Annotated in this window: 19 protein-coding genes; 7 read left to right on the top strand and 12 right to left on the bottom strand. The window is 67.2% G+C overall.

Translation table 11 applies throughout. From position 1 onward, the window contains the following. Positions 1-6: 6 nt before the first annotated feature. Together ACOGW9_RS04880 and ACOGW9_RS04875 are read left to right on the top strand one after the other, a co-directional pair. Positions 7-2,154: an ASKHA domain-containing protein gene (locus ACOGW9_RS04880; protein ID WP_419908927.1), complete on the top strand. Its 2,148-nt coding sequence runs from the start codon at positions 7-9 to the stop codon at positions 2,152-2,154. A gap of 100 nt (positions 2,155-2,254) precedes the next feature. Beyond that, positions 2,255-3,787 (top strand): trimethylamine methyltransferase family protein, encoded by a 1,533-nt coding sequence (locus ACOGW9_RS04875; RefSeq protein WP_419908925.1) that lies wholly within the window; start codon positions 2,255-2,257, stop codon positions 3,785-3,787. A 26-nt stretch (positions 3,788-3,813) separates the two neighbouring features. On the opposite strand, the gene ACOGW9_RS04870 is transcribed toward ACOGW9_RS04875, so the two are convergent. From ACOGW9_RS04870 to ACOGW9_RS04850, 5 genes are all read right to left on the bottom strand, one after another. After that, a complete protein-coding gene (locus tag ACOGW9_RS04870) occupies positions 3,814-4,638 on the bottom strand; it encodes an EamA family transporter (RefSeq protein ID WP_419908923.1) in 825 nt (274 codons plus the stop codon). A gap of 22 nt (positions 4,639-4,660) precedes the next feature. Next, entirely contained in the window at positions 4,661-5,950 is a 1,290-nt protein-coding gene (locus ACOGW9_RS04865; protein ID WP_419908921.1) for an MFS transporter, read from the bottom strand. 129 nt (positions 5,951-6,079) lie between these two features. Beyond that, positions 6,080-7,009, bottom strand: a complete 930-nt coding sequence (locus tag ACOGW9_RS04860; RefSeq protein WP_419908919.1) for a 2Fe-2S iron-sulfur cluster-binding protein — start codon at positions 7,007-7,009, stop codon at positions 6,080-6,082. Then, entirely contained in the window at positions 7,006-8,730 is a 1,725-nt protein-coding gene (locus ACOGW9_RS04855; protein ID WP_419909315.1) for an NAD(P)H-dependent oxidoreductase subunit E, read from the bottom strand. The genes ACOGW9_RS04860 and ACOGW9_RS04855 overlap by 4 nt, the downstream gene beginning before the upstream one ends. A 49-nt stretch (positions 8,731-8,779) precedes the next feature. Next, complete coding sequence (locus ACOGW9_RS04850) at positions 8,780-10,789, bottom strand: molybdopterin oxidoreductase family protein (protein WP_419908917.1); 2,010 nt, start codon at positions 10,787-10,789, stop codon at positions 8,780-8,782. Positions 10,790-11,007: 218 nt separating this feature from the next. On the opposite strand from ACOGW9_RS04850, the gene ACOGW9_RS04845 reads away from it, so the two are divergent. Next, a complete protein-coding gene (locus ACOGW9_RS04845) occupies positions 11,008-11,763 on the top strand; it encodes an IclR family transcriptional regulator (RefSeq protein WP_419908915.1) in 756 nt (251 codons plus the stop codon). Positions 11,764-11,773: 10 nt separating this feature from the next. Here the strand turns inward: ACOGW9_RS04845 and ACOGW9_RS04840 are convergent, their stop codons facing one another. Genes ACOGW9_RS04840 through ACOGW9_RS04830 form a run of 3 tightly spaced genes read right to left on the bottom strand, consistent with a single transcriptional unit; the run spans position 11,774 to position 16,097 of the window. Then, a complete protein-coding gene (locus tag ACOGW9_RS04840; RefSeq protein WP_419908913.1) occupies positions 11,774-12,784 on the bottom strand; it encodes an electron transfer flavoprotein subunit alpha/FixB family protein in 1,011 nt (336 codons plus the stop codon). Next, positions 12,781-13,545: an electron transfer flavoprotein subunit beta/FixA family protein gene (locus tag ACOGW9_RS04835; RefSeq protein ID WP_419908911.1), complete on the bottom strand. Its 765-nt coding sequence runs from the start codon at positions 13,543-13,545 to the stop codon at positions 12,781-12,783. Before ACOGW9_RS04835 ends, ACOGW9_RS04840 begins: the two co-directional genes overlap by 4 nt. A gap of 29 nt (positions 13,546-13,574) precedes the next feature. Beyond that, positions 13,575-16,097, bottom strand: a complete 2,523-nt coding sequence (locus ACOGW9_RS04830) for an FAD-dependent oxidoreductase (RefSeq protein WP_419908909.1) — start codon at positions 16,095-16,097, stop codon at positions 13,575-13,577. A 223-nt stretch (positions 16,098-16,320) separates the two neighbouring features. On the opposite strand from ACOGW9_RS04830, the gene ACOGW9_RS04825 reads away from it, so the two are divergent. The 3 genes from ACOGW9_RS04825 to ACOGW9_RS04815 all read left to right on the top strand — a co-directional run bounded on the left by ACOGW9_RS04825 (position 16,321) and on the right by ACOGW9_RS04815 (position 19,698). Further along, positions 16,321-18,030, top strand: a complete 1,710-nt coding sequence (locus ACOGW9_RS04825) for a formate--tetrahydrofolate ligase (protein ID WP_419908907.1) — start codon at positions 16,321-16,323, stop codon at positions 18,028-18,030. A 134-nt stretch (positions 18,031-18,164) separates the two neighbouring features. Further along, positions 18,165-18,995: a methylenetetrahydrofolate reductase gene (locus tag ACOGW9_RS04820; protein ID WP_419908905.1), complete on the top strand. Its 831-nt coding sequence runs from the start codon at positions 18,165-18,167 to the stop codon at positions 18,993-18,995. Positions 18,996-19,026: 31 nt separating this feature from the next. Further along, positions 19,027-19,698 carry a hypothetical protein gene (locus tag ACOGW9_RS04815; protein ID WP_419908903.1) on the top strand — a complete coding sequence of 224 codons (672 nt, stop codon included), beginning with the start codon at positions 19,027-19,029 and terminating at the stop codon, positions 19,696-19,698. On the opposite strand, the gene ACOGW9_RS04810 is transcribed toward ACOGW9_RS04815, so the two are convergent. The 4 genes from ACOGW9_RS04810 to ACOGW9_RS04795 all read right to left on the bottom strand — a co-directional run bounded on the left by ACOGW9_RS04810 (position 19,687) and on the right by ACOGW9_RS04795 (position 23,713). Next, positions 19,687-20,934: an MFS transporter gene (locus tag ACOGW9_RS04810; protein WP_419908901.1), complete on the bottom strand. Its 1,248-nt coding sequence runs from the start codon at positions 20,932-20,934 to the stop codon at positions 19,687-19,689. The two genes, ACOGW9_RS04815 and ACOGW9_RS04810, sit on opposite strands and share 12 nt — an antisense overlap. Before the next feature lie 33 nt (positions 20,935-20,967). After that, positions 20,968-22,182, bottom strand: a complete 1,215-nt coding sequence (locus tag ACOGW9_RS04805) for an NAD(P)-dependent oxidoreductase (protein WP_419908899.1) — start codon at positions 22,180-22,182, stop codon at positions 20,968-20,970. A 187-nt stretch (positions 22,183-22,369) separates the two neighbouring features. Next, the gene (gene denD / locus ACOGW9_RS04800) at positions 22,370-23,329 is read right to left on the bottom strand and encodes a D-erythronate dehydrogenase (RefSeq protein WP_419908897.1); all 960 of its coding nucleotides are present in this window, start codon (positions 23,327-23,329) and stop codon (positions 22,370-22,372) included. A 60-nt stretch (positions 23,330-23,389) separates the two neighbouring features. After that, positions 23,390-23,713 carry a hypothetical protein gene (locus tag ACOGW9_RS04795; RefSeq protein WP_419908895.1) on the bottom strand — a complete coding sequence of 108 codons (324 nt, stop codon included), beginning with the start codon at positions 23,711-23,713 and terminating at the stop codon, positions 23,390-23,392. A gap of 151 nt (positions 23,714-23,864) precedes the next feature. Between ACOGW9_RS04795 and ACOGW9_RS04790 the strand changes: the two genes are divergently transcribed. Then, positions 23,865-25,055, top strand: a complete 1,191-nt coding sequence (locus ACOGW9_RS04790) for a CaiB/BaiF CoA transferase family protein (protein WP_419908893.1) — start codon at positions 23,865-23,867, stop codon at positions 25,053-25,055. Positions 25,056-25,073: the final 18 nt, after the last annotated feature.

Raw genomic sequence — 25,073 nt, 5'->3', positions numbered from 1 at the left:
TGCGCGATGCCGCCGGGCACGCTCCCGCCCGTCGAGGTGCCTGAGCTGCGCGTCGTGTTCACGCCCGCCGGCCGTACTGGCGCAGTCAGCGAGGGCACGACCGTGCTCGACGCAGCCCGCCAGCTCGGCGTCGATCTCGACAGTGTGTGCGGCGGGCGCGGCATCTGCGGTCGCTGCCAGGTGACCCCCTCGCTGGGCACATTTGACAAGTGGGCGATCACCGCAGGCACCGATGCCCTCAGCCCTCCGGGCGCGACAGAGGCTGCCTACAGCGGACGGCGCCCGCTGGACGCGGGATCCCGCCTCGGATGCCAAGCACGCATCCGCGCCGACGTCGTAGTGGACGTACCGCCCGACAGCCAGCTGCACGGACCGGTGGTGCGCAAGACGGTCGACGTAGGCGACATCGCTTTGGATCCGCTGGCGACGCTGCATGTCGTTACCGTGCCGCCGCCGACGCTGGACGAGCGCCGTGGGCTGGCCCAGGTGATCATCGACTGCGTCGCCGACGAATGGGATGTTCACCTGGCCGGCATCTTGCCGGAGGCCTTGGCCGGACTCCATGCGTCGGTAGCCGCTGGGTCCCCCGACGACGCCGACGGCCGGCTGGTGACGGTTGCGGTTCGCTGGAGCGGATCTGAGCCTCGCGAACGCACCGGAATGGTGACGGCGGTGTGGCCGGGAGTGGTGACAGCGGCGCTCGGTGTCGCGATCGACATCGGCTCGACCACGATTGCGGGCCACCTCACCGACCTGCACAGCGGCGACGTGCTGGCCTCCGCCGGCCGCATGAACCCCCAGATCCGCCTCGGCGAGGACCTGATGAGCCGGGTCTCCTACGTGATGATGAACTCCGGCGGCGCCCGGGAGCTCACTGCGCTCGTCCGAGACTGCCTCGCAACGCTGATCACCGAGTTGTGCTTCGACGCCGGAGCCGAGCCAGGCGCCGTGCTCGAAGTGATGCTCGTCGGCAACCCGATCATGATCCACATCGCCCTCGGCATCGACCCGACCCCGCTCGGGCAGGCACCGTTCACCTTGGCGACCGATGCTGCCATCGAGCTGGACGGGCCGAACATGGACCTGCCGTGCCCATCGGCCCGTGTCTACGTCGGGCCTGCGATCGCCGGTCATGTGGGAGCGGACACGGCGGCGGCCGTGCTTGCCGGAGGCCCCCATCGCGACGACGCCGTCACCCTCCTCGTGGACGTGGGCACCAATGCCGAGATCGTGCTGGGAAGCGCAGGGGGCCTGTGGGCAGCATCCAGCCCGACTGGGCCCGCATTTGAGGGCGCGCAGATCAGCTGCGGTCAGCGTGCGACGTCCGGTGCGATCGAGCGGGTGCGCATCGACCCGGTGACGTGGGCTCCTCGAGTCCGGGTCATCGGCTGCGACCTGTGGTCCGACGAACCTGGTTTCGCGGAGGCAGTCGAGCGACGAGTCGCCGCCGGCACTCGCAGTGCAGCCGCTGGCGTCACTGGAATCTGCGGCTCCGGAATCATCGAGGTGATCGCCGAGATGTACCTCGCCGGGGTGCTGTCGTCCGATGGTGTCATCGCAGCACCGCCGGGCGAGGGCGCGCGGGCGTCTCGCGTGATCTCCGACGGCCGGACCTGGTCATACGTGCTGTACGAGCCTCCCGAAGGCGCCGACGGACCGACCATCACCGTCACCCAGAACGATGTGCGAGCCATCCAGCTGGCGAAAGCGGCGCTGCGCGCCGGCATCGACCTGCTGCGTGAGCACGCCGGCATCGAAGCCCCCGATCGGGTGCAGCTCGCTGGCGCATTCGGAGCGCACATCGATCCGGTGCGAGCGATGGTGCTCGGACTCATCGGCGACTGCGAGCCCGATGAAGTTCGGTCAGTCGGCAACGCAGCAGGCACCGGAGCCGTTCGTGCGCTGCTCTCGGGCAGTCAGCGGGCCGAGATGGAGCAGGTGGTGCGCAGCATCCGCAAGATCGAGACTGCCACCGAGCCTCGCTTTCAGGAGCTGTTCGTGGCGGCCATGGCACTCCCCCATGCCACGGCTGCCAACCCGCTGCTCGCTGCAGTGGTGGACCTGCCCGAGCGAGACGGCATCGTGCCGACTGGCGTCGGTCCGGGCGAAATGCAGCCGCCGACCCGTCGGCGACGCGCCGGGAGGCGACGGTGAGCGAAACCCAGATGTGGCAGTCCGTCGCCCACCCGTTAGACCTTCGGGGCGAAATCGAGACTCCAGATGACAGCGACGACGAAGCGATGAGCAGGCAGCGATGAGCGAGCGACGACGGCGAGGAGGCGGACGGGCGGCCCGTCAAGCCCAGCGAGCGACAGCCGATGTGGCGTTCAAGACCCATGTACAGCGGAAGCTGCCCCCAGTGAACGTGCTGGACGACGAGGGCCTCGCCCAGATCGAGTCCAACGCCGAGACGATCCTGTCCGAAGTAGGCGTCGCCTTTCAGGATTTTCCCCGCGCACTTGATCTGTGGCGCGATGCCGGTGCTGACGTGGATGGCGAGATGGTGCGCTTCCCACGCGGCATGTGCCGTGAAATCGTCCAGGCAACCGCACCGGCGGCCTACATCCAGCACGCCCGCAACCCGGCGCGTTCGGTGCCGATCGGCGGCGACGCGACGGTGTTCGTGCCCAACTACGGGTCGCCGTTCGTCACTGATCTGGACGGCGGGCGACGTTACGCCACCCTCGAGGACTTCGAGCGGGTCGTCAAGCTGACCTGGATGCTCCCCCACCTGCACCACAGCGGCGGCACGGTGTGCGAGCCGGTGGATGTGCCGGTGAACAAGCGACACCTCGACATGGTGTACGCACACCTGCGCTACAGCGACAAGCCGCTGATGGGTTCGGTGACCGCGGCCAAGCGGGCTGGCGATTCGGTCGAGCTGTGCCGGATCGCCTTCGGTGGCGATCTGGGCAACCGCACGGTGCTCACGAGCCTTATCAACGCGTCGTCGCCGCTGCGCTGGGATGCCACCATGCTCGGCGCGGCCGAGGTGTACGCGCAGCACAACCAAGCATGCGTGATCTCGCCGTTCATCCTGGCGGGGGCCATGTCGCCCGTCACCGTGGCGGCGCTTGCGGCCCAGGCGCTGGCCGAGGCGCTGTCGGGCATGGCGTTCTGCCAGCTCGTGCGGCCTGGAGCGCCGGTGATCTTCGGTACCTTCGCGTCGTCGATGTCGATGGCGACGGGCGCGCCCACGTTCGGCACTCCCGAAGCCGGCCTGGCGATCTATGTCATGGCCGAGCTGGCCCGGCGCGTCGGGGTGCCGTTCCGCTCGGGCGGGCAGTTCACGTCATCCAAGGCGCCCGATGCGCAGGCGGCCTACGAGTCCGCGTCGACGCTGCTGCCCACGATGGCTGCCGGGGTGAACTTCGTGCTGCACGCGGCCGGCTGGCTCGAGGGCGGGCTGACTTTGAGCTACGAGAAACTGCTGATGGACGCCGACCAGCTCGGGATGATGGAGGTGTACGCCCGGGGCGTGGACATGTCCGACAACAGCCAGGCGGTCGAGGCGTTCACGACGAACCCCCACGGCGACCACTTCCTCGGACACCCGCACACCCTGGCCAATTTCGAGACTGCCTTCTACCAGTCGTCCATCGCCGACAACAACAGCTTCGAGCAGTGGTCCGATGAAGGCTCGCTCGATGCGGCCCAGCGAGCCAACCGGCTGATGAAGCAGATGCTGGCCGACTACGAACTACCGCCCATGGACGACGCAACCGATGCCGAGCTGCGCGACTACATCGCCCGCCGCAAAGCCGAAGAGCCCGACGCCATCGTCTGAGGGCGCCGACAGCCAGGGTGTGCGGTTCAGGTTGCGACGACTGCGGTGACGCCCGCTACGGCGGCAACGATGCCGATGCTCTGGCGTGTGTTGAGGGAGTCCTGGTAGGCGACTCTGCCGACGATGACACTCATCACCGGGAACATCGACGCGCCAACCACGGTTGCGGGTGGGTCGAACCAGATGCCGACGATGTAGAAGATCGTCGCCGCGGCACTGGCGACTCCGGTCAGCAGTGCGAAGCCCATCACGTCGGGCGGGGGCAGCGCGGGCAGGCCCCGGATTGCGACCACGGCAGCCATGAGCGCCACCGAGGTCAGCCGCTGGCCGAACCCTGGCCATGCCCCCGAACTCTCGGACAGGTCAACCAGAACGCTGAGCCCCACGCCGTAGGCCAGGCCCGACAGGGTCGCCCAGATGGTCCCTGCTGCCATGTGCTTGCCGCGCGTGCCGCCTGCGGTCACCAGCCCCAGCCCGCCGAATGCCACAGCGGCACCGATGATGCCGATAAGCGGTGGGTCGTGGCCTCGCACAGCGGTGTAGGCGAACGGGATGACTGCGGAGAGCGTGGCCACGATCGGTGCGGCGATTGCCGAGCCAGCCCGATCCAGCGACGTGTAGTACAGCGCCAAGCCAGCCCCGAGCCCGAGGCCCGACACCAGACCCCGGCTGAAGTCGTCGCCAGCGAACGTGCCGGGAATGAACGGCAGGATCCCGAGCGACACGAGCGCCGCGGCAGCCTGGAACACGATCATCGCTGAGAGCACGTGGCAGCGGGTCACCACCCGTCGCCCGAACAAGTCACTGGTACCGATGCTCACCGACGTAAGCAGTCCGAACAGCGCTCCCACAGTTCCCGACTCCCCGTCTGGCCTAGCGCCGCCTGCGAAGCAACGCTGCCACCGCGGTCGAGGCTCGGGCGGGAATCGGGTGGAACCGTCCCTGCTGGGACACCGTCGGCCCAGCCACCAGCAGCATCCGCCCGGCCACGAAGACAGCCACCGCCACGTGCGATGCCGCCATGACGAAGTAGAACGCGTTGAGGGTCAGCGACATCCCGATAGCGGCGCAGATCGGCCCCACCGTGGCGCCGACGCCGTTCATGCGCACCAGCACGGCGCTGGCACCTGCCCGCTGGGAATCGCGCAGCCAGTCATTGGTCTGGGCCACTGCCAGCGAGTAGACGGGATAGGCAAACGCACCCATCACGCCCATCACAGCGATGCCTGCGATACCCCGCTCGTCGAGTGCCAGCATTCCCAGGCAGGCGGCCGCTGCGACCGATGCGGCCAGGACCATGACGATGCGCCGGGGCACGCGGTCTGACAGTCGGCCGAGCGGGAGCTGCCCGAACAGGCTGCCGATCATCGGGGCAGCGACGAAGGCCGCGACCTGAACCGGCGAAAGGCCCCGCGCCGCCGCGTACACCGCTCCAATGCCCGAAATCGAGCCCAGTGCGCCGCCCACCAGAAACGCGACCACAACACCGGTCGGTGCAGTCTGCAGGAGCGTACGGAGCCCGACACGCTCGGGTACGACGACAGGGGGGTTGGCCGATGCAGACAGCGACATCGGCACCAGTGCGAGCGACACCAGCACCGACACGACAGCGAAGAGCGTGAAGCTGTTGGTGTCGGCGATGGCCACCATGAACTGGCCCGTAGCGATGGCACCCATCGTGATGACCATGTAGCGGGCCAGCATCCGGCCGCGATTCTCGTTGGTTGCCAGCTCGTTCAGCCAGGTCTCGGCCACCACGATCAACGCGGCGAAACACATGCCCCACAGGAACCGGCCAGTACCCCAGACCAGCGGGTTCACCCACACGGCCTGCACGAGCACCACGCTGCTGCCGGCAGATGCCAGCGCGGCGAAGACCCGGACATGACCGACCTGGCGCAGGAAGTGGGGTGCCATTGCCGATCCCGCCAGGAAGCCCACGAAGTTCATCGCCATGACCAGACCCGAGACCGTCGAGCCGAAGCCCTCCGATTCGGCCCGCACCCCCAGCAGCGTGTTCTGCAGGCCGTTGCCTGCCATGAGCAGCGCTATGCCGACGAAGAGCGCAGTGCTCCGAGCGGCCGTCGAGGCAAGCGCTGGACCGCCGACGAGGGGTTCCGGTGCTGGGGCTCGCGAGATGCGCGGCAGGCGTTCGGCTGCCATGTCGCGGGCGCGCCGCAGAGCGCGGTCCCGGCGAGTAGCTCGTGCCGTATCTGATGCACCGCCTGCGGCGGTCGAGTCTGATGCACCGCCTGCGGCGTTTGTTTCGGGCTCGCCCGCTGTCACCGGTGTCTAGGGCTCCGTGCTGTCTGGAACGGGCGTGTCAGTCGCAGGTGGCTCGAATGCCGGTGCATGCACGTACTGCCAGCCGAACCGACCCTTGATGCAGAGATGGCCGCTCGTCACCGAGTGATCCTCGGGAGAAGTCACTTTCACGATGCGCTCATCTTGCGTGTGGAGCTCGAGATTGCACCCCACACCGCAGTACGAGCACACCGTGCGAGTGACCGTCTGGTCATCGGGTCGCCACTCCCCCACTGCGCGCAGGTCGAACTCGGTGCGGAACTGCAAGGCACCGGTAGGGCACACCGCAACGCAGTTGCCGCAATAGACACAGGCACTCTCCGGCAGCTCGACGTCGTACTCGGTGCGGATACGGGCGTCGAAGCCTCGCCCCGCCACCGCGATGGCAAAGGTGTGCTGGGCGTCGTCGCCGCACGCTTCGACGCACTTGTAGCACAGCACGCAGCGGTCATACGCGCGGATGTAGAGGTCGTCCTGCACACGCACCGGGTCGTCCACCAGCTCGAGCTCTGCCTCGGACTCGTCGCCGAGCGCTGCGACGTAGCGCCCCGCGTCGGCGCCGTAGTGCCGCGACCAACCCGCGATCTCGTCGGCTTGGGACAGGTCGTTGGCAGAGCCCAAGAACTCGAGAACCATACGCCGGCTGTGGCGCACGCGCTCGGAGTCGGTGCTGATCTGCATGCCGTCTTCGGCGGGCCGCGAGCAGGCGGGCACAAGCGTGCGGGAGCCCTCCAGTTCCACCACGCAGACACGGCAGACGTTGACCGGCGTGAGGTTGGGCGCCCAGCAGATTGTGGGGGTCTCGACATCAGCTGCAGTGCACGCAGCCAAGATCGTCTGACCCTCTGGCACCGTCACCTCGCGGCCGTCGATGGTGACCGTGACGTGGGAGTCGACGCTGCCGTTGCCCGAAGTCATGATTGCTCTGCCCCCAGTAATCCCAACCGCATTCCCGAGAGCACCGCCGAGGCTGCCGTGTGGCCGAGACCGCAGATAGATGCATCGCCCATGGCGCCGGCGATGTCGTCGAGCAGGATGCGCTGGGAGCGAGTGGGAGCGTCCGCCCGGCGAATCTGGGCGACGATCTCATGCTGCCGCACCGTGCCGACGCGGCACGGCACGCATTGACCGCACGACTCGTCACGGAAGAACTTCGCCAGACGCTCGATCACCGAGCCCATATCAGCAGATTCGTTGAAGACCATCACCGGACCCGAGCCCAGCGTCGTGCCGGCGCTGCGAGTGTCTTCCAGCGACAGCGGCAGCTCGAGCGCATCGGGCCCGACAAAGCTGCCCGCAGCCCCGCCCAGCAGGACCGCCTGCAAGGCGCCCTGCACGCCGCCCGCCAATGACAGCAACTCGCCCAGCGGCGTCCCGAAGGGCGCCTCGTACAGTCCCGGCCGCCCGACGTGGCCCGACAGGCAGAACAGCTTGGTGCCCGGAGAGCCGTCGGTGCCCACGCTGCGGTACGCCGCTGGGCCGATGCGCAGGATCTCATTCACGTTGAGCAGCGTCTCGGGATTGTTGACCACGGTGGGGCGGCCGAAGAGCCCGTGCGTCGTGGGAAACGGCGGCTTGTTGCGGGGCTCGCCCCGGAAGCCCTCGAGCGAGTTGAACAGGGCGGTCTCTTCGCCGCAGATATAGGCACCGGCACCTCGGCGCAGATCGATGTCAAAGGGCTGACCGGACCCTGCGGCATCGTCGCCCAACCAGCCCTCGACACGGGCCTGGACGATCGCGTGCCGGAGGCGCTGGGTGGCTAGCGGGTACTCGCCACGGATGTAGATCCAGCCCTGGGTGGCGCCGACGACGAGCCCGGCCACGGCGATCGACTCGATGATCGCGAGCGGGTCCCGCTCGCAGAGCAGCCGGTCTTTGAAAGTGCCTGGCTCTGACTCGTCGATATTGGCCACGACGTGCTTGGGGCCATCGCCGTCCGCGACAGCCCGCCACTTGATGCCGGTGGGGAATGCTGCGCCGCCTCGGCCCGACAGCCCTGAACTGCTGATCTGCGAGATGACCTCGTCGGGTCCGAGGCGCAGGGCCGCTTCCAGCGCTGAGCCGCCCCCTCGAGCCTGGTATGCCTCCATCGAGGCAGCTTCGGCTGCGCCCGATGGCTCGACCATGTGACGCAGCAGGCTCGGCGCGTCGGGCGATTCGGCAGTGACGCTCACGAGCAGTGAATCGGGGCCGTGTTCGTCGTCAGGTACACGGTCGGGCTCGCGCCGGCCCTGGATGAACACTGCCGGCGCACGCTCGCACTGACCCAAGCACGGTCCCTCGTGGGTGGCATGCCCTTGGGAGCGAAGATTCTCTGCGAGCCGGGATGCGCCGGCGAGCGCGCAGATCGGGTCGACGCAGACGTGGCGCACGCTGAGTTCGTGCGCCGGGGCTTCGGTGCGGAACATCTCGTAGAACGTGGCAACGCCGTAGGCCTCTGCGGGCGGCACCCCCAAGGTGCGGCCGACAAAGTTCAGCCCGCCTGGCGAGATCCAGCCCGCCTCTCGCTGCAAGGCATGCAGGGCCGGCAGCAGCAGGTGTCGCATCTGCTTGCGGCGACGCGTGCCGCCACGCACCACCCGGGGGTGGTCGACGACGACAGCACCGGAGTCGGCGTCGCTGACGCTGAGCGCCGCCATGACAGCCCGTCGCTCCGATGCGGTCGGGGACGCATCGGAGAAGTGAAGGTCAGCCACCGGCACCACCGGCAGCGGCTGCAGCACTAGGTCGCCCTGTGCCGGATCCCATTGGGCCCGATCTCGCTGAGCTCGATCTCAGGGGATCGATGCGCACGGCTGCTGCTTTGAATTCGGCCGTTCCGCTGCGAGCGTCCCAAGCATCGTTGGTGAGCAGGTTGGTGTCGACCAGTTCCGGGAAATGGAAGGTGGTGAACACCAATCCGGCAGGCAGGCGGTCGGTGATGCTCACTTCCATGTTCACCGAGCCGCGCGGTGAGCTCACCTGCACAGCGTCTCCGTCGGTGATGCCGAGTGCTGCTGCATCGGAGGGGCTCACCTCGATGGCATCGCCGGATCGGATCGGCGAAGAGTAGCCAGCCGTCTGCGCTCCGGTGTTGTACGAGTCGAGAACCCTGCCTGTGGTGAGCCGGAGCGGAAACTGCTCGCTCAGTGCCTCGGCGGGCGGACGATGCACGTTGACCGTGAATGGTGCGGACGCGTGACCGTCGAGGTCATCGGCCCACAGCCACGAGTGCAGGAACTCGGTGCCCGGATGGTCGTCGTGCGGGCACGGCCACTGCAGGCCGCCGTTGTCCTCGAGACGTTCCCAGCTCATGCCGCCATGCAGCGGCGACAGCATCCGCAGCTCATCCCACAGTTCGTGGGCTGTCGCCGCGGTCCAGCTGGCACCCATGTGCTGTGCCAAATCGCCAATGATGCGCACGTCATCCCGGGCGTCGCCTTGGGGCGGCACCGCTGCCCGCACACGCTGCACGCGCCGTTCTGACGAAGTCACTGTTCCCTCGCTGGAGGACCAGCCCGCAGCTGCCGGCAGCACCACGTCGGCCATGCGGGCCGTGTGAGTGAGCGAGATGTCCTGCACGACGAGCAGGTCCAGTCCTTCCAGCAGCTTGCGGGCATGTGCCACATTGGCCTCGGAGTCGGCCGGGTTCTCTCCTATGACATACAGCGCCCGCAGCTCGCCTTCCTCCATGGCTTCGAACATCGCCGTGAGGTGCTTGCCGGGGACCGGATTCAGCTCGCAATCCCACACCTGCTCGAAACGAGCCCGGGCCTCCGCGTCGACGAGCGCCTGGAATCCGGGCAGACGATCGGGCAGCGCCCCCATGTCGCCACCGCCTTGCACGTTGTTCTGGCCTCGCAGCGGCACCAATCCCGAGCCGCGCCGCCCGACGTGGCCGGTGAGCAGCGCGAGGTTGCATAGCGACAGCACGTTCTCGACAGCGGTGTGGTGCTCGGTGATGCCCAGTGTCCACAGGATCTGAGCGGTTGAGGCGGTGGCATAGGTGCGCGCCATCTCCGCTATGGCGTCGGCAGGTACACCGGTCAGCCGCTCGCCCTCGTCCAGCGTGAACGGCTCGACCGAGGCCGCATAGTCCTCGAAGCCGGTGGTGGCACGCTGGATGAACGATTCGTTGTGCCATCCCTGGGCGATGATCTCGCGACCCACCGTGTTGGCAAGCGCGATGTCGGTGCCGACGTCGAGCCCCAGCCAGACGTCGGCGAACTCAGCAGATGAGGTGCGGCGGGGGTCCACCGCGTACATCACGGCGCCGCCCTCGAGCCCTCGCAGCAGGTGATGAAAGAAGATCGGGTGGGCCTCACGGGCGTTCGATCCCCACAGCAGGACCACGTCCGTTTCGGTGATCTCCCGGTAGGAGCACGTTCCGCCCCCGAGTCCGAACACTGTCGCCAGACCGACGACCGACGGAGCGTGTCAGGTGCGATTACAGGAGTCGATGTTGTTGGACTTCAGCACCGTGCGCATGAACTTCTGGGCCGCGTAGTTCATCTCGTTGGTGCTCTTCGAGCACGAGAACATGCCGACGCCGCCGGCGCCGTGTTGCTGGGTGGCCGCCTGCAGGCCTGTGGCTGCGCGGTCGAGAGCGTCGTCCCAGGTTGCGGGCCTCAGCACTCCGCCGTCGCGTACCAATGGAGTCTCGAGTCGCGCGAGGGGTGACTGACGCCCCCTCCTTCGTGCACCATTCCCCCGCGGCATCATCCCTCCAGATTCGCGTACTCGCTGAACGCCGTCGCCCCAAATTGTAACGCCGCTCTTGGTGTCACTACCGTGATTACAACAGTTTCACTCTGACTACAACCCGCACGGCACGCCGCAGCGGAACGCTGTTCCGCATTGCAGAACAGTTCCACAATACGGCACAATTCTGGCCCTGGTTGACGGCTCCGCCCGCGTTGCGGGGTACCGTGGAGCCGGTGCAATCGATCTCGCGTGCGTTCGCCGTCCTGCGGGCTCTGGCGGTGGGACCACAGGGCGTCACCGATGTCGCGGACCACGTCGGACTGCCCAAGAGCACCGTGGCGAGGCTGCTGACATCGCTTGAAGCAGTCGGTGCCGTCGCGCAGGATGATGCGGGAGGCGAGTACCGCATCGGGCAGGGGCTCATCGACATCATCGGAGCCGCAGGAGACGATCGCAGCCTGCTGGCTGCCGCCCGTCCCCATCTGCACAGCTTGGTCAACCAAGTCGGTGAGACCGCCGGCGTGAGCGTCCGGGCCGATCGCACCGTCTACTACCTCGACCAGGTTGAGCCGGAGTCCGAAGTGCAGGTGCGTTCTTGGACTGGCGAGTACTGCCCGCTGCACTTGGTGCCGTCGGGGCTGGTCTACTTGGCGCACCTCAGCCCCGATGACCTCGAGGACTATCTGGCCGGCGGACTCGAAGCCACCACGGCGAACAGCATGGTCGACGCCGAGGCTTTGCGGATCCGGCTGGCGCAGGTGCACAGCGCCGGATACGTCTGGGTGTATGAGGAGTTCGCGATCGGCATCAACTCCGTGGCAGCGCCGGTGCTGGGACCCGATGGCGACGTAGTCGCCGCGCTGCACGTGCATGGTCCGGCGTACAGGTTTCCCGACCCCAACCGCACGCACGACATTGGCCTGGTGCTCATCGAGGCAGCGTCGAATCTGGCCGACCACTTGGCCGGCCGAGCTCCGCTGTCGATCTGAGCCCGGCCGGCTAATTCGCTGGACGGTCCCTGCGACGTCGGATCTCGTCGGAGATAGCCGGCACCACCTCGTGCAGGTCGGCGATCACCGCGTATCCGGCCTTGGTCACCATGTTTGCCTCAGGATCGATGTTGATGGCGAGGATGTTCTTCGAACCCATCGCGCCCACCCAGTGCTGAATGGCTCCCGAGATGCCGCACGCGATGTAGATCTCGGGTGCGATGCGGGTGCCGGTCTGGCCCACCTGATCGGCGTGACTGCGCCAGCCGTTGTTGGTGACCGCACGGGAGCAGCCGACTCGACCGCCGAGCAGTTCTGCCAGCTCTTCGAGCGGCGCGAAGCCCTCCGCGGAGCCCACGCCGCGGCCGCCCGAGACCACCACGGGCGAGGTGGACAGCGTGATGCCCTCGGTAAGGGTCACCCGGTCGCGGACCAAGGTGCGTTCGGCTTCAGAGCCTAGATCCGGTGCGAAATCTGCAACCATCGCTTCGACGGGATCGTCTTCGCATGGCGCGGCCTCCACGGCATGCTGGGCGATGGTCAGCAGCGGCAGGGACGACGTGAGCGTCACGTCTTCGAGCAGCGATCCGCCCCACTGGATGCGGGTGATCTCCCATGGGTCGTTCGCGGGACTCACACTCACGCAGTTGGCCACGAGCGGCAGGTCAGTGCGGGCAGCCAGCTGAGCCATGGCCTCGGCGCCCCGGTCGGTGCCCGCAGCAACAACGGCAGCAGGGTGCACGGCCTCGATGAATGCTGCGAGCGCAGCTCCCCACGCGTCGGGTCCGTAATCGGCCAGCAGCGAGTGGCGGCCCCGATGCACGACGGCGGCACCGTAGGAAGCACAGGAGGCAACGAGACTCGCACCGTGCGTCTCGAACAGCTCACTGTCACCGAGAACGACGGCATCGAGGTCCGCGCCCAGGTCTGCAGCGAGCCTCCGGGCTGCGGTGAGCGCTTCGAGTGCCCCACCTGAGGGAACACCTCGGTCGTGATCGATGAGGACCGCGACGCTGCTCACAGCACTCCCAGCTCATCCAGCAGGTCCACTACGGCCGGTGCGGCGGCGGCACTGTCGCCGAGCATCACCGTCGTGCTGGCCCGCTCGGGTGGCCGGTGCAAGCGCTGGCGGGCCTGGCCGCCGGCGACTGCGTCCCCCGCACAGTCGAAAGCGGCGATCTGTGCCTTGCGTGAGGCCAGACGTCCCTTCATCGTCGGGTAGCGGGGCAGGTTGATGCCCTCCTTGACCCCGAGTGCGCACGGGGTCTCCAACTCGTACACCTCGTAGCCGGCATCGGTCTCGCGGCGGGCCACGATGCCACCCTCGGTGACATCGATGCCCTTGATACCGTTCACGATCGGGCGTCCGAGCGTGTATGCCACCCGGATGCCGACCTGGAAGTTGCCGCCGTCGGCCGACTCGTTGCCGAACAGGATGAGGTCGAACTCCCCGCCGTCCGATTCCAGCTCGCGCACCGCCTTGGCAATCGCCGTCGCCGTGCGCTGGGGGTCCCAGTCCAAGCCGCCCTCGGCGACCACCAGTGCCAGCTCGGTGCCGCCCACGCTGGCGGCGTAGCGCAGCTGCTCGGTGGACTCCTCCGGGCCGAGCGTCAACACCACCACGGTGTGATCGTCGCCGTCGAGCCGCTCGGCGATCTGGGCGGCTTCCTCGACGGCGCATTCCTCGTGCGGGCTGGTGGTGAAGCCCAGATGGGCAGTATCGACCTGCTGGCCGTCGGTGGTCACGTTGATGCGCGACCCCACGGCGGGGACCCGCTTCACGCAGACCAGGATGCGCACGCCCGCTGCCCTCAGGCCTTCATGCGGCTGTCGTCGGGGTCGAACAGCGCAAGGTTCGCACCCGTGGCTGCCACAGTGACCGGGTACATCTCGTTCTGGTACATCACAGCGAGTTCGGTACCCGTCGTGGCCAGCTCAGGCGGCAGGTACGCCATTGCCAGGTAGGCCTCGAGCGACGGGGCATTGCCTGCCGTCGTGAGGCGGCTGACCCTGCCGTGCGAGTCGGTGATCCGCTCGCCCGCGGGGGTCAGCACGGGTTCGTTGCCCGCGCCCATCGGGAAGCGGTCGTAGCCCTCCGCACAGCGCAGGCTGTCGAAGCGCAGCATGCAGAGCTGGGCGGCCAGCGGCGCTTCCCGGGCTGCCAGGTAGGCCTCCTTGCCGATGAAATCAGCCGCCTTGACACGCGGCCGGGCCAGGCCTGCCTCCACCGGGTTGTAGTCGCTCTCGAGCTCGGCGCCCATGAGCCGGTAGCCCTTCTCGAGCCGCCCGGTGGTGCCGTACACCCCGGCGCCGACCGGCCTCAGGTCGAAGTCTCGCCCCGCTTCGGCGATGGCGTCCCACAGAGCCAGCCCCGCGCTCGTGGGGCAGTAGATCTCGAAGCCCGCATCGCCGACGTAGGAGATGCGGAACATCTGGGTCGGGATCCCCGACAGCAGCGCGTCGCGCACTTGGCCGTAGCCGAAAGCCCCTTGGGACAGGTCGGTCTCGGTCAGCGTCTGCAGCAGCGCGATCGCATGGGGACCCCACACGCCGTAGGTGGCCAGTGCCTCGGTGCGGTTCTCGAAGTGCACGCCGTCGGCCGGGAGGTTGTGGCGGAACCAGTACTCGTCGCGCCCGCCGTCGAACGCGCCGGTGGCGATGCGGAAGCGATCCTCGGACAGGCGCACGATGGTGAGGTCCGAGCGGAAGCCGCCGTCGGCGGTGAGCACCGGCGTGTAAATCGAGCGACCGACCGGCAGATCGCACTTGTTGACCACCATCTTCTCGATGTAGGGCACGACGCCGGCGCCTGACACCTCGAACACCTGGAACGGCGAGATGTCCACCAGCCCGCACTGCTCGCGCAGATGCAGGTGCTCCGCATCGGTGATCGGGCTCCACCAGCGAGCGTCCCACTCGTGGGTGCGGCCCTCGATGCCGTAGCGCTCGACGAGGTCGGCATTCGATTCGTACCAGTGCGGCCGCTCCCAGCCGCCGGCCTCGAAGTAGTAGGCGCCGAGGTCATCGGTGCGGGCCTTGGCGGGGCCGCAGGTCAGGTTGCGGCGCGTCGCCCACTGCTCGCGGGGGTGCACGATGCCGTAGGTCTTGTTGAAGTGCTCGTCGGCCCGGGTCTCGATGTGGATGACGTTGCGGTCCTGGGGGTAGAAGCGTGTGACGTCCGAGCCGTGGGGATCGGTCATGCGGGGATAGCCGTAGGTCATCCACTCGGCCATCAACCGCCCTACACCAGGACCTTCCTTCACCCACACAGCCGCGACCGACCACAGGTTGTCGACCTCCGGTGTCGGACCCAGGACCGGGGCGGCATCGGGTGTCAGCGAGAGCAGGCCGTTGATGGCGTACTTGATCTCGCCGTCGCCCAGAAACTCCATCAGCTCGATGGCCTGCTCGAGCTGTTCGTCGAAGTCATCGGGCGTGAAGGGCATCTCGGTGGGGCTGAGCGCTGCCTCATCGTTGGAGGGGATGTCCTCCACCCGGTGCAGGATCGGCCGGTGGGCATAGCTGCCCACCTCCATCGATCCCGCCGACTGACGCTCGTAGCAGAACGTGTCCATGTCCCGCACGATCGGGTAGGCCAGCTCCTGGTTGGTCTCGACCAGCACGTCGAACGGGCCGACATCGACCATCTGGTGGACGGCGGGGGTCAGCGGGATGGTGGCCCCGGCCATCTGGGCAAGCTTCGGGCTCCATACGCCGCAGGCGATCGCGACTGTGTCGCACTCGATGCGCCCCCGGTCGGTCACCACGGCGGAGATGCGGGGGCGGTTGGCGCCCGGAGCGGTCTCGATGTCGAGCACCTCGGTGTTGGCGAAGGTCTGCAGGTGACCGGCTTCAGTTGCCCGACGGCGCATTTGGGTACCCGTTTCGAGCGAATCCACTGCCGACACGCCCGGTGTGTAGAAGCCGCCCAGGATGACGTCGGGATCGATGAACGGCACCAGCTCGATGACTTCGTCGACGCTGAGCAGCCGGGCCTCGATGCCCCAGCAGGTCGCCGAGGTCATGCGCCGGCGGAACTCTTCCATGCGCTCGGGCGAGCGGGCCACTTCGATGCCGCCACAGGTGTTCTGCAGGCCCAGCGCCTCGTACTGGCGTTGGCTGTCGACGGTCAGATCGACGATCTCCTTTGAGTGATCGACCGGGAAGATGAAGTTGGAGGCATGACCGGTGGAGCCGCCAGGGTTGGGCAGCGGCCCCTTGTCCAGCAGGACGATGTCGTTCCATCCGAGGTCGCTGAGATGGCCCACCAGGCAGTTGCCCACGATCCCCGCCCCGATGACGACACAATCTGCCCGCGCCGGAAAGTCGCTCATACCTGTCATCCCCCACTGTTGCCGGATCGCCGCTGTGCCGAATTGCTTCGTTGCTGTTCTGTATGATGGAACAGTTCCACTCAGCGGAACAGCATCTAGGGGAACAGTAGCCGAACGACTCAGCATTCGACGACCAGCACTCGTCGCCGGAACGCCGGTGGCACCGCCATGCGGTGAGGTTCTGGCAGGGTGTTGGGGGCTCTCACCGAGGAGGGTGTACGGCATGACGACGACAGGCGCGATACCCAGCGATCTCGAGATCGCTGCGGCTGCACAAATCCGGCCGCTGACAGACATCGCAGACGAGGCGGGCATCCCGCGCGAGTACTTGGAGCTGTATGGCTCGGGTGTCGCGAAGGTCCAGCTCGAGGCGGCCGAGGCCATGGCCGACCGGCCCCGGGGGCGTTATGTCGTGGTGACCGCTATCACCCCGACCCCGCTGGGCGAGGGCAAGACAACGACGACGGTCGGACTGGGCCAGGCATTCGCGCACATCGGCCGTACGGCGACGATCGCCATACGGCAGCCGTCGATGGGTCCCACGTTCGGCATCAAGGGCGGCGCTGCGGGCGGCGGCTACAGCCAGGTCGTGCCGATGGACCTATTCAACCTCCATCTCACCGGCGACATGCATGCCGTGACGGCCGCCCACAACTTGTGCGCCGCAATGCTGGACGCGCACCTGTACCACGGCAACGAATCGGGTCTCGACATCCACAACATCACCTGGCGGCGGGTGCTGGACGTCAATGACCGGGCGCTGCGCAACATCACCATCGGCCTTGGCGGGCGCCTCGACGGCATCCCCCGCGAGTCCGGCTTCGACATCACGGCCGCATCAGAGGTGATGGCGACGCTGGCGCTGTGCACGTCGATGTCGGACCTGCGTGCCCGGCTCGGCCGCATCGTGCTGGGCTACACCAAGGGCGGCGATCCGGTCACCGCGGAGGAAATCGGTGCTGCGGGTTCGATGGCCGTGCTGCTGCGCGAAGCCATCAAACCGAACCTGATGCAGACGCTGGAGGGCTCGCCTGCGCTGGTGCATACGGGTCCCTTCGGCAACATCGCCACCGGCAACTCCTCGATCGTGGCGGACCGCATCGGCATCGGGACGTCGGACTTCCTGCTGACCGAGGCCGGATTCGGCGCCGACATGGGCGCCGAGCGCTTCTTCAACATCAAGTGCAGGTACTCGGGCGTGGCACCCGATGCCGCGGTGATCGTGGCCACGGTGCGCGGGCTGAAGGCCCATTCGGGCAAGCACCGGATCGTGGCCGGGCGACCCTTGCCCCCGGCGCTGCTCGAGGCCAATCCCGACGAGGTGCACGCCGGCGGCGACAACCTGCGCAAGCAGCTCTCCAACGTGCGAATGCATGGCGTGTCGCCGGTCGTGGCCATCAACACCTTCCCGGGCGACAACGAAGAGGACCTGGCGGCAATCGCCGAGATCGCGTCCGAGTACGGCGCCTTGTCGGCCCGCTGCACCCATTTCGCGAACGGGGGCGCCGGCGCAGCCGAACTCGCCGAGGCGGTGGCCGAAGCGGCCGAAGAACCGACCGACTTCGCCGTGCTGTACCCCGACGACGTAGGGCTGCGCGACAAGATCCATGCAGTCGCCACCAAGGTGTACGGCGCAGACGATGTGAGCTACACCGCCCGCGCCAACCGCGAGATCGACGGCTACGAGCGCAACGGATTCGGCAACCTGCCGGTGTGCATCGCCAAGACGCATCTGTCCATCTCCTCCGACGCATCGCTCAAAGGCGCTCCGACCGGCTGGACGCTGCCAGTGCGCGAGGTGCGCGCGTCGGTGGGAGCCGGGTTCGTGTATCCGATCTGCGGCGACATGCGGACGATGCCAGGACTGGGCCGTGACCCCGCAGCACGCCATATCGACCTCGACGCCGACGGCGAGATCGTCGGCCTGAGCTGACGGAGTTGCAATTGCTCGCGTTCTTCTCGAATCCAAGGAGCAACCGGACACAGAGCTGGACATCTGTCTGGCGGCCGGACTCAGCGCGTCGCCGGTTGGCGAGCAGCCGCAGGCTGTCAGCCGATGACGCTCAGGTGCGTCGCAGGCTGCTGGCCGACGCCCAGTGGGAGCTGATCCCGTTGCGCAACCTGGCTGACCAGCTCCCGCACCTGCCGCCTGAATCGCCGGTCTCTGTCACGGCGTCGGCCTCCAAGACGCTCGAGGACACGCTGGACCTGACTGCTGAGCTGTGCGCTCTGGGGCACCGACCGGTCCCCCACATCGCCGCACGCATGGTGCGCAGCCGCGACCACATCGAAGAGTTGCTAGGACGCGTCAGCACACTTGGCCTCACTGAGATCTTCCTGGTGGGCGGCGACGTGACGTCTCCCGCAGGTCCTTTCGATAGCGCTCAACAACTGCTCGAAGCCCTTCGGGACCTCGAGCACACACTGACGCACATCGGGGTGACCTCGTATCCCGAAGGTCATGCGCTCATCAGCGATGCGGTGCTGCATGAGGCACTGCATGCCAAGCAGGCCCTACTGGCCGATGCGGGCATTGCGGGCCACGCAGCGACGCAGATGTGCTTCCACTCCCGTTCGATCATCGAGTGGCTCTCGTCCGAGCGTGACAGCGGGTTCACGCTTCCCGTGCACCTCGGCATCCCCGGCGCGGTCGACCCGGCGCGCCTGCTGCGCATCGGCACTCGCTTGGGCATCGGCGCCTCGCTGCGCTACCTGCACAAGAACACTGGAGCTGTGGCACGCATGCTGCGACCCGGCGGCTACGACCCCGGCGGCTTGGTGGACGCCCTCGCGCCTCACGCCGACCGGCTCGACATCGCCGGCCTGCACGTGTTCACGTTCAACTCCATCGCTGACACTGTCGCCTGGCGCGACGCCGCCGTGGCGGGCCGCCGGTAGCCCAGTACCGGCAAGCGAGAGGCGCGAGACATTGCCAGCGGGACTGTTGGCGGCGCTGAAGATCGCATTGCTCGCGATCTTGGGCATCGCGCATCGCGTGTACTGGCACGGGGGCATCGACATCACGTTCGTGGTCTTTGCCCTGTTCCTCTCGACCAATCTCGTGATCTGCTTCTGGGAGATCTGCCTCTTCTTCCGGCGGGACTACATCGAGTCTCGGTTTGCCCACTGGCAACAACATCGGCTGCGCACCGGCAGGAGCCCGGCACTCGCGTTCCTCACCACCAAGGTTCCGCTGCGCTCAGCGTTCTCTCCGACTGTCTGGGCCGACGTGTGGGCCGCCTATTCGGTGTACGACGGTTCGTATGCCGATCGCCGCACGTACGGGTTCAACGTGGACGTAGGCAATGGCTTCATCACGGCCATACCCACGCTGATCCTGTACGCAGCGTTCACCACGGAGTTCCTCTCGCCGCTTGCAGCAGGAATTCTCGGAATCATGTTCTTCTGGCAGTGGACCTATGCGACGTCCATCTACTTGGTGAGCTTCTTCATTGCGAAGCGTCACCGGGACATCAGCAGGGGCGAGGTGTACGGCATGATCCTGGCGTTGAACGCCACCTGGATCGTGGTCCCGCTGCTGGGGCTGTACGTCTCCATCCGCCTCGTCGTCGACAGCAGTTACAGCGTCTTAGGCGGCTGAAGACGGAGCTCTGCGTCGATGCTCCGGAAGGGCGGGTGCGGGCTCTTCGGAGATACTGAAGTGCAGCGCTGCGGCCGCTACGCCGAGTGCGGCAGCCACCCACCACCACAGGTCGTATGAACCGGTGAGCTCGCGGATTTCGCCGCCGCCCCAGGAACCGAGGAATGCGCCGACCTGGTGGGACAGGAAGACGAAGCCGAACAGCGTTCCGGCCCGACGCACGCCAAATTGGCCCAGCACGATGCCCGAGGTCAATGGCACGCTGGCGAGCCACACGATCCCCATCACGACGCCGAACCCGAGCGCTACGACGGGGGTCACCGGCAGCAGCACCAGGCCTGCGAAGGCGAGCGCCCGGGTGCTGTACATGATGCTCAGCAGCCGGCTCTTCGCGAACCGCATGCCCAGCGCCCCGGCGGCGAACGCTCCCACGATGTTGAACAGGCCAACGAGCGACCACGACATGTTGGCGACGGCGGTATCGAGGCCGGCATCGGTGAGTGTCTTGGGCAGGTGCACACCGATGAACGTGACGTGGAAGCCGCAGACGAAGAATGTGCAGTTCACCAGCAGGTAATCGCGATGGCGAGCCGCCCTCGCCAACGTCGTCAGTAGCGAATCGTCGTCGTCCGGCACCGTTTCGACGGCTTCGGCGGGCCCAGACTGAGTGCGCAGCGGCCGGACGAACAGCCCGATGGACACCGTCACGACTGCCAGGACGGTCAGCGCACTGCGCCAGCCGAATGCGCTGATGACAGCACCGGTCAGCGGTACCAGCACGAAGTGCCCGAGCGAGCCGCATGCCGTGGCCACGCCCAGTGCCATCGAGCGTCGTTGGGGGTCCACGAGCCGGCTCATCGACGACAGCACCACTGCAAACGACGCTGCAGACATGCCGAGCCCGACGATCACCCCGCCCCCGAGATGTAACCCAGCGGGTCCGTTGGCTGCGCCCATCACCAGCAGGCCGCCCGCATAGGCGACGGCGCCCACAACCAGCGTCCGTGCCGCGCCGAACCGGTCGGCGATGGCACCCGCGAGCGGTTGGCCCAGGCCCCACACGAGGTTCTGCAGGGCAACGGTCAGCCCGACCGTGCCGATGCCCACATCCAGCGCTTGGTCGATGGCGTCCGGGAACAGCCCCATCGTGGCCCGTACGCCCAGCGTCAGCGCAGTGATGATGCTGCCGGTGATCAGGATCGGCGCGATCGACGTCTTGCCGGTCCGGGGGCGCACCGGATCACCCTATGGCGGCAGTCGTGAGGGCGCTCAGCAGGCGTTGATCAACCGCAGACCGTGCACCGCTTCCATCTCGGTGAGTTCTGCCAGCACCTTGCGAGACGGTCGCCGGGACACCCGGATCGTGGCCACGGCAGCGTGATGCTTGGGACCTGCCACGATCTCGTTGCGCATCTGCAGCACATTGATTCCGCTGGCCCGCAGCGCCATGAGGATGCCGGCCAGCACGCCCACCTGGTCCCTGTGGCGGACAACGATGGTGCTCCGGCCCAGCGGCCGCTCGGCCCGGTTGACGCAGTTGAGCACCTCACCGGTCGCGAACGCTTCAAGCACTTCGACGATGCCGTCGGCGATGTCCTCGGACGCCTGCACGGTGGAGGCGCCGATGTGATGGGTGCCAGTGACGCTCGGATGCGACGCCAGCGGAGACTGCCACTCGGGGTCGGCTCCCGTCGGTTCTCCCTGGAACACGTCAAGACCTGCGCGCATGCTCCGCTCGTCGAGCGCCCGCAGCAGCGCGTCCTCGTCCACGATCTCGCCGCGTGAGGTATTGAGCAGGATGGCGCCGTCGGGCATCTTGGCGAGGAATTCGGCATCTACGAGGCCGCAGGTCTCGGCGTTGGCCGGCAGGTGCAGCGACACGATGTGGGCGTCGCGCAGCAGAGTGTCGTAGTCGGGTGCGACCTCGATCTCGAGCCGCCTCATGTCCGCTAGCAGCTCGCGGGAGCGGTCCGAGCGGTACAGCGCAGCTACTTCGATGCCGAATGCCGCGGCGCGGCGCGCCACCTCGATGCCGATCGCTCCCATGCCCACGATTGCCATACGGCGGCCCTTCAGGCCCGAGGCGCCCATGTAGCGGGACTTGTCCCAGCGGCCCGAGCGAAGGTCTGACGAGGCATCGACGATGTGGCGGTCGATTGCCAGCAGCAGCCCCATCGTCAGCTCGGCGACCGCCACGGCGTTACGCCCTGGAACGTTGCACACGTAGATGCCGTACTTGCTGGCGCCGTCACAGTCGATGGTGTCGGTGCCAGCCCCGGCGCGCAGCACCATGGCCAGCTCATCAGCGGCCTTGAACACCTTGCGGGTCACCTCAGTGCTGCGCACCACCAGCACCTCGACGCCCGCGATGTGCTCAGGCAGGTCATCGGCTTCCAATTCGGGCTTGACAACGCACTCGTGGCCCGCAGCTTCGAGCCAGCCCAAGCGGCCGGCGTCGATCTTGTCGGCGAAGAGGATGCGCATCGGACTCAGTGATGCGACCCGGGGCGGCGCCGCGCTGCTGCGAGGCGAGCCACCGGGAGAACTGTCTGCATGTTCAGCCAGTGTGCCAAACACGCGACCCTGCGCGGTGACACGCCGAGTCCCCCGCTCTTGTTCGCTCCGCTCACAGGCCGCTCGGGCCTCGGTCTCCCGCTCGCGTGCGCTCCGCTCAGCTTGGTGCGACGTCGTCTTCGAGGTAGGCGCGGATGATGGCGTCGTAGCTCTCGTCGGGCGTGAAACCCAGATCCAAAGCCCGCTGGGTGTCGAATCGCTCCGGCCATCCGGAGACGATGTGTGCAATCGTCGGGTCAGGCGATTCAACGATCAGCGCCGCCGCTTCGGGACCAGCGACACGAGCGAGGGCTTCGATCTGCTCGCCGACGGTCATCGACACGCCAGGCATGGTGAGGCTGCGCCGTGCTCCCAGCGCCGCACTGTTGAGTTCCGCGGCGTGGAGCATGTATCCGACTGCGGTTCGGGGGCTGGCATGGCTATGGCGCACTTCCCTCGGAACGGGCAGCACCGCCGGGGCACCGCCCAGCGGCTCGCGGATGATGCCGCTGAAGAATCCGGATGCGGCGGCATTGGGCGATCCCGGACGAACGCTGATAGTGGGAAGCCGGATGCCGATGCCATCGAAGAAGCCGCGGCGGCTGTAGTCGGCCAGCAGCGCCTCGGCCACCGTTTTCTCCATGCCATAGGAAGTGAGCGGCGTCAGGTGGAAGTCATCGGGGATCGGATCGGGAAACGGCGCACCGAAGACCGCGATGGATGACGTGAACACGACCCGTGGAATCCCCCCAGCGAGGCGCAGCGCATCGAACAGCGCCCGGGTGCCATCGACGTTGACCGCCATGCCCTTGTCAAAGTCGGCTTCAGCTTCACCGGAGACGACGCCAGCGAGGTGGAACACGACATCGGGCTCTGGCCTCAGCAGCTCGGCGGCGACGCCCGGCTCGCAGATGTCGGCGACGTGCGCGTAACAGATGCCGTCCTCGGTGGATGTCTCGACGATGTCGACGAGATCGATGCGGTCGATGGCGCTCCCATGCAGAGTGCCATCGTCCACCAGTCGCCTGGTCAGCTTCCGGCCCAGCATCCCTGCGGCCCCGGTGATCAGCACGTGCATCCGGCGAACCTCGCTTCGGGTGTGTCTGGGACGCTTCCGCCCGTACCGGATCGCGGCGTGCTACAGCAGCTGTCCGATGTCGAGCACGAGCAGGATCACCAGCAGCACGATGATTCCCGCGTTGAGCACGCTGACCGGCCACTTCCAGCGGTGATCAGAGCGCCAGTGCCGCTTGATGCTGGCGACGTTGGCCCACAGTGCAACCAATGCGATCGGGATTCCGACCGCGGGGCCCACGCCTGGCGCAAGGCGGATGATCGGTGCCGCGAACGGCAGGATCACGTAGGTCAGCGTGCAGCGAATGGCCGAGATCAGGATGGAGAACCGCAGCGTGCGGGCGGATGCTTCGTCGAGCTCCGGAGCTGCAGCGACAGTGTCCGTCACGATCGCCCATTCTCGCAGCCGCAGCTTGCTTTGGTGCACTGCCAAAGGCCCCATAGCGACTCCGGATGTGCTGCGGTTGTGCGGGGGCCTCGGCACTTGCTCAGTACCATCGTCACCGATTGCTGTGACACCACTTGACCAAGGGGAAACCATGGCTGGCGCACTTGATGGAGTACGAGTTCTGGATCTGTCCACGCTGGTACAGGGACCGCAAGCGGGAGCCATGCTGCACGATCTCGGCGCGGAAGTCATCAAGATCGAATTGCCGCAGGTCGGCGACGTCGGCCGGCATGTGGACGTGCTCGAGGATTACGGCCACTCGTCGGTGTACATCGCGTGCAACCGTGGCAAGCGCTCGGTCACGCTCGACTTGCGTGTCGACGCGGGCAAGGAGGCCTTTCTGAAACTGGTCGAGACCTCCGACGTGGTGCTGTCGAATTTCAAGCCCGGCACGCTCGACGAATGGGGCCTGGGCTACGACGATCTCGCGGCCGTGAACCCGGGCATCATCTGGGCGGCGGGCAGCTTCCTAGGTCCCTACGGTCCCGAGGCCGACCGTGAAGGCGCCGACATCGCCGGGCAAGCATCCGGCGGAGTCATCGCCTCGAGCGGATTCGACGGCGGGCCGCTGTCGACGTATGGCGCGCTGGTGGCCGATCATTGCGGCGCGCAGAACCTCCAGACCGCAATCTTGGCGGCGCTCTTCGCCCGCCAGCGCACCGGCAGGGGCCAACGGGTCGATGTGAGCCTGCTCGGCGGGCAGATCTGGCTGCAGGCATTCGAGTACACCCATCTGCTGATGACCGGCGAGGAGGCCGGACGCTCCAACGGCGGCCATCCGCTGGTACACGCGCTGTACGGCGTGTTCCCCACGTCTGACGGTGCGATCGCCATGGCGGGATGTCCCGAACACCTCTGGCCGGGCATGTGCCGGGCCATCGAGCGCCCCGATCTTGAGGATCATCCTGCGTGGAACGCCTACTTCGTGCCGCGCGAGGTGGCGCTCGAGATGCGCGCCTTCTTCCGGGAGGTGTTTGAAACTCGCAGTACCGAGGAGTGGTCCAAGCGGCTCGAGGTCGAAGAGCAGCGGTTCTGCCCGGTGCGCTCCCATTCGGAGGTCGTCGCCAACGAACAGGCCTACGTCAACGGATACCTGGTGCGAGCCAACCACGACGACTGGGGCGAGCAGACCTTCGTGGGCTGCCCGATCACGATGTCCGACACGCCGACTCGTGCCGGCACGACGGTGGCCGAGTTGGGCCAGCACACCGAGGAAGTGCTGCTGGAAGCTGGCGCAGAGTGGGAGCAGCTCGAAGCGTGGCGCGAGGCCGGCGCCTGGTAAGCGATTCCTGCCGCTTTT

The sequence above is a fragment of the Candidatus Poriferisodalis sp. genome, assembly GCF_965203655.1.
Taxonomy (GTDB): domain Bacteria; phylum Actinomycetota; class Acidimicrobiia; order Acidimicrobiales; family Poriferisodalaceae; genus Poriferisodalis.
Note: the sequence above shows the minus strand (reverse complement) of the source record. Positions and strands in the feature narration are given on the sequence as shown.

What these genes read in the sequence shown, in the direction of transcription:
- ACOGW9_RS04855 (WP_419909315.1), bottom strand. Translation starts at nt 8,730, where the DNA reads ATGGCGGCGCTCAGCGTCAGCGACGCCGACTCCGGTGCTGTCGTCGTC.
- ACOGW9_RS04865 (WP_419908921.1), bottom strand. Translation starts at nt 5,950, where the DNA reads ATGGCAGCCGAACGCCTGCCGCGCATCTCGCGAGCCCCAGCACCGGAA.
- ACOGW9_RS04805 (WP_419908899.1), bottom strand. Translation starts at nt 22,182, where the DNA reads ATGCGCATCCTCTTCGCCGACAAGATCGACGCCGGCCGCTTGGGCTGG.
- ACOGW9_RS04880 (WP_419908927.1), top strand. Translation starts at nt 7, where the DNA reads ATGCCGCCGGGCACGCTCCCGCCCGTCGAGGTGCCTGAGCTGCGCGTC.
- ACOGW9_RS04830 (WP_419908909.1), bottom strand. Translation starts at nt 16,097, where the DNA reads ATGAGCGACTTTCCGGCGCGGGCAGATTGTGTCGTCATCGGGGCGGGG.
- ACOGW9_RS04875 (WP_419908925.1), top strand. Translation starts at nt 2,255, where the DNA reads ATGAGCGAGCGACGACGGCGAGGAGGCGGACGGGCGGCCCGTCAAGCC.
- ACOGW9_RS04860 (WP_419908919.1), bottom strand. Translation starts at nt 7,009, where the DNA reads ATGACTTCGGGCAACGGCAGCGTCGACTCCCACGTCACGGTCACCATC.
- denD (WP_419908897.1), bottom strand. Translation starts at nt 23,329, where the DNA reads ATGCACGTGCTGATCACCGGGGCCGCAGGGATGCTGGGCCGGAAGCTG.
- ACOGW9_RS04825 (WP_419908907.1), top strand. Translation starts at nt 16,321, where the DNA reads ATGACGACGACAGGCGCGATACCCAGCGATCTCGAGATCGCTGCGGCT.
- ACOGW9_RS04790 (WP_419908893.1), top strand. Translation starts at nt 23,865, where the DNA reads ATGGCTGGCGCACTTGATGGAGTACGAGTTCTGGATCTGTCCACGCTG.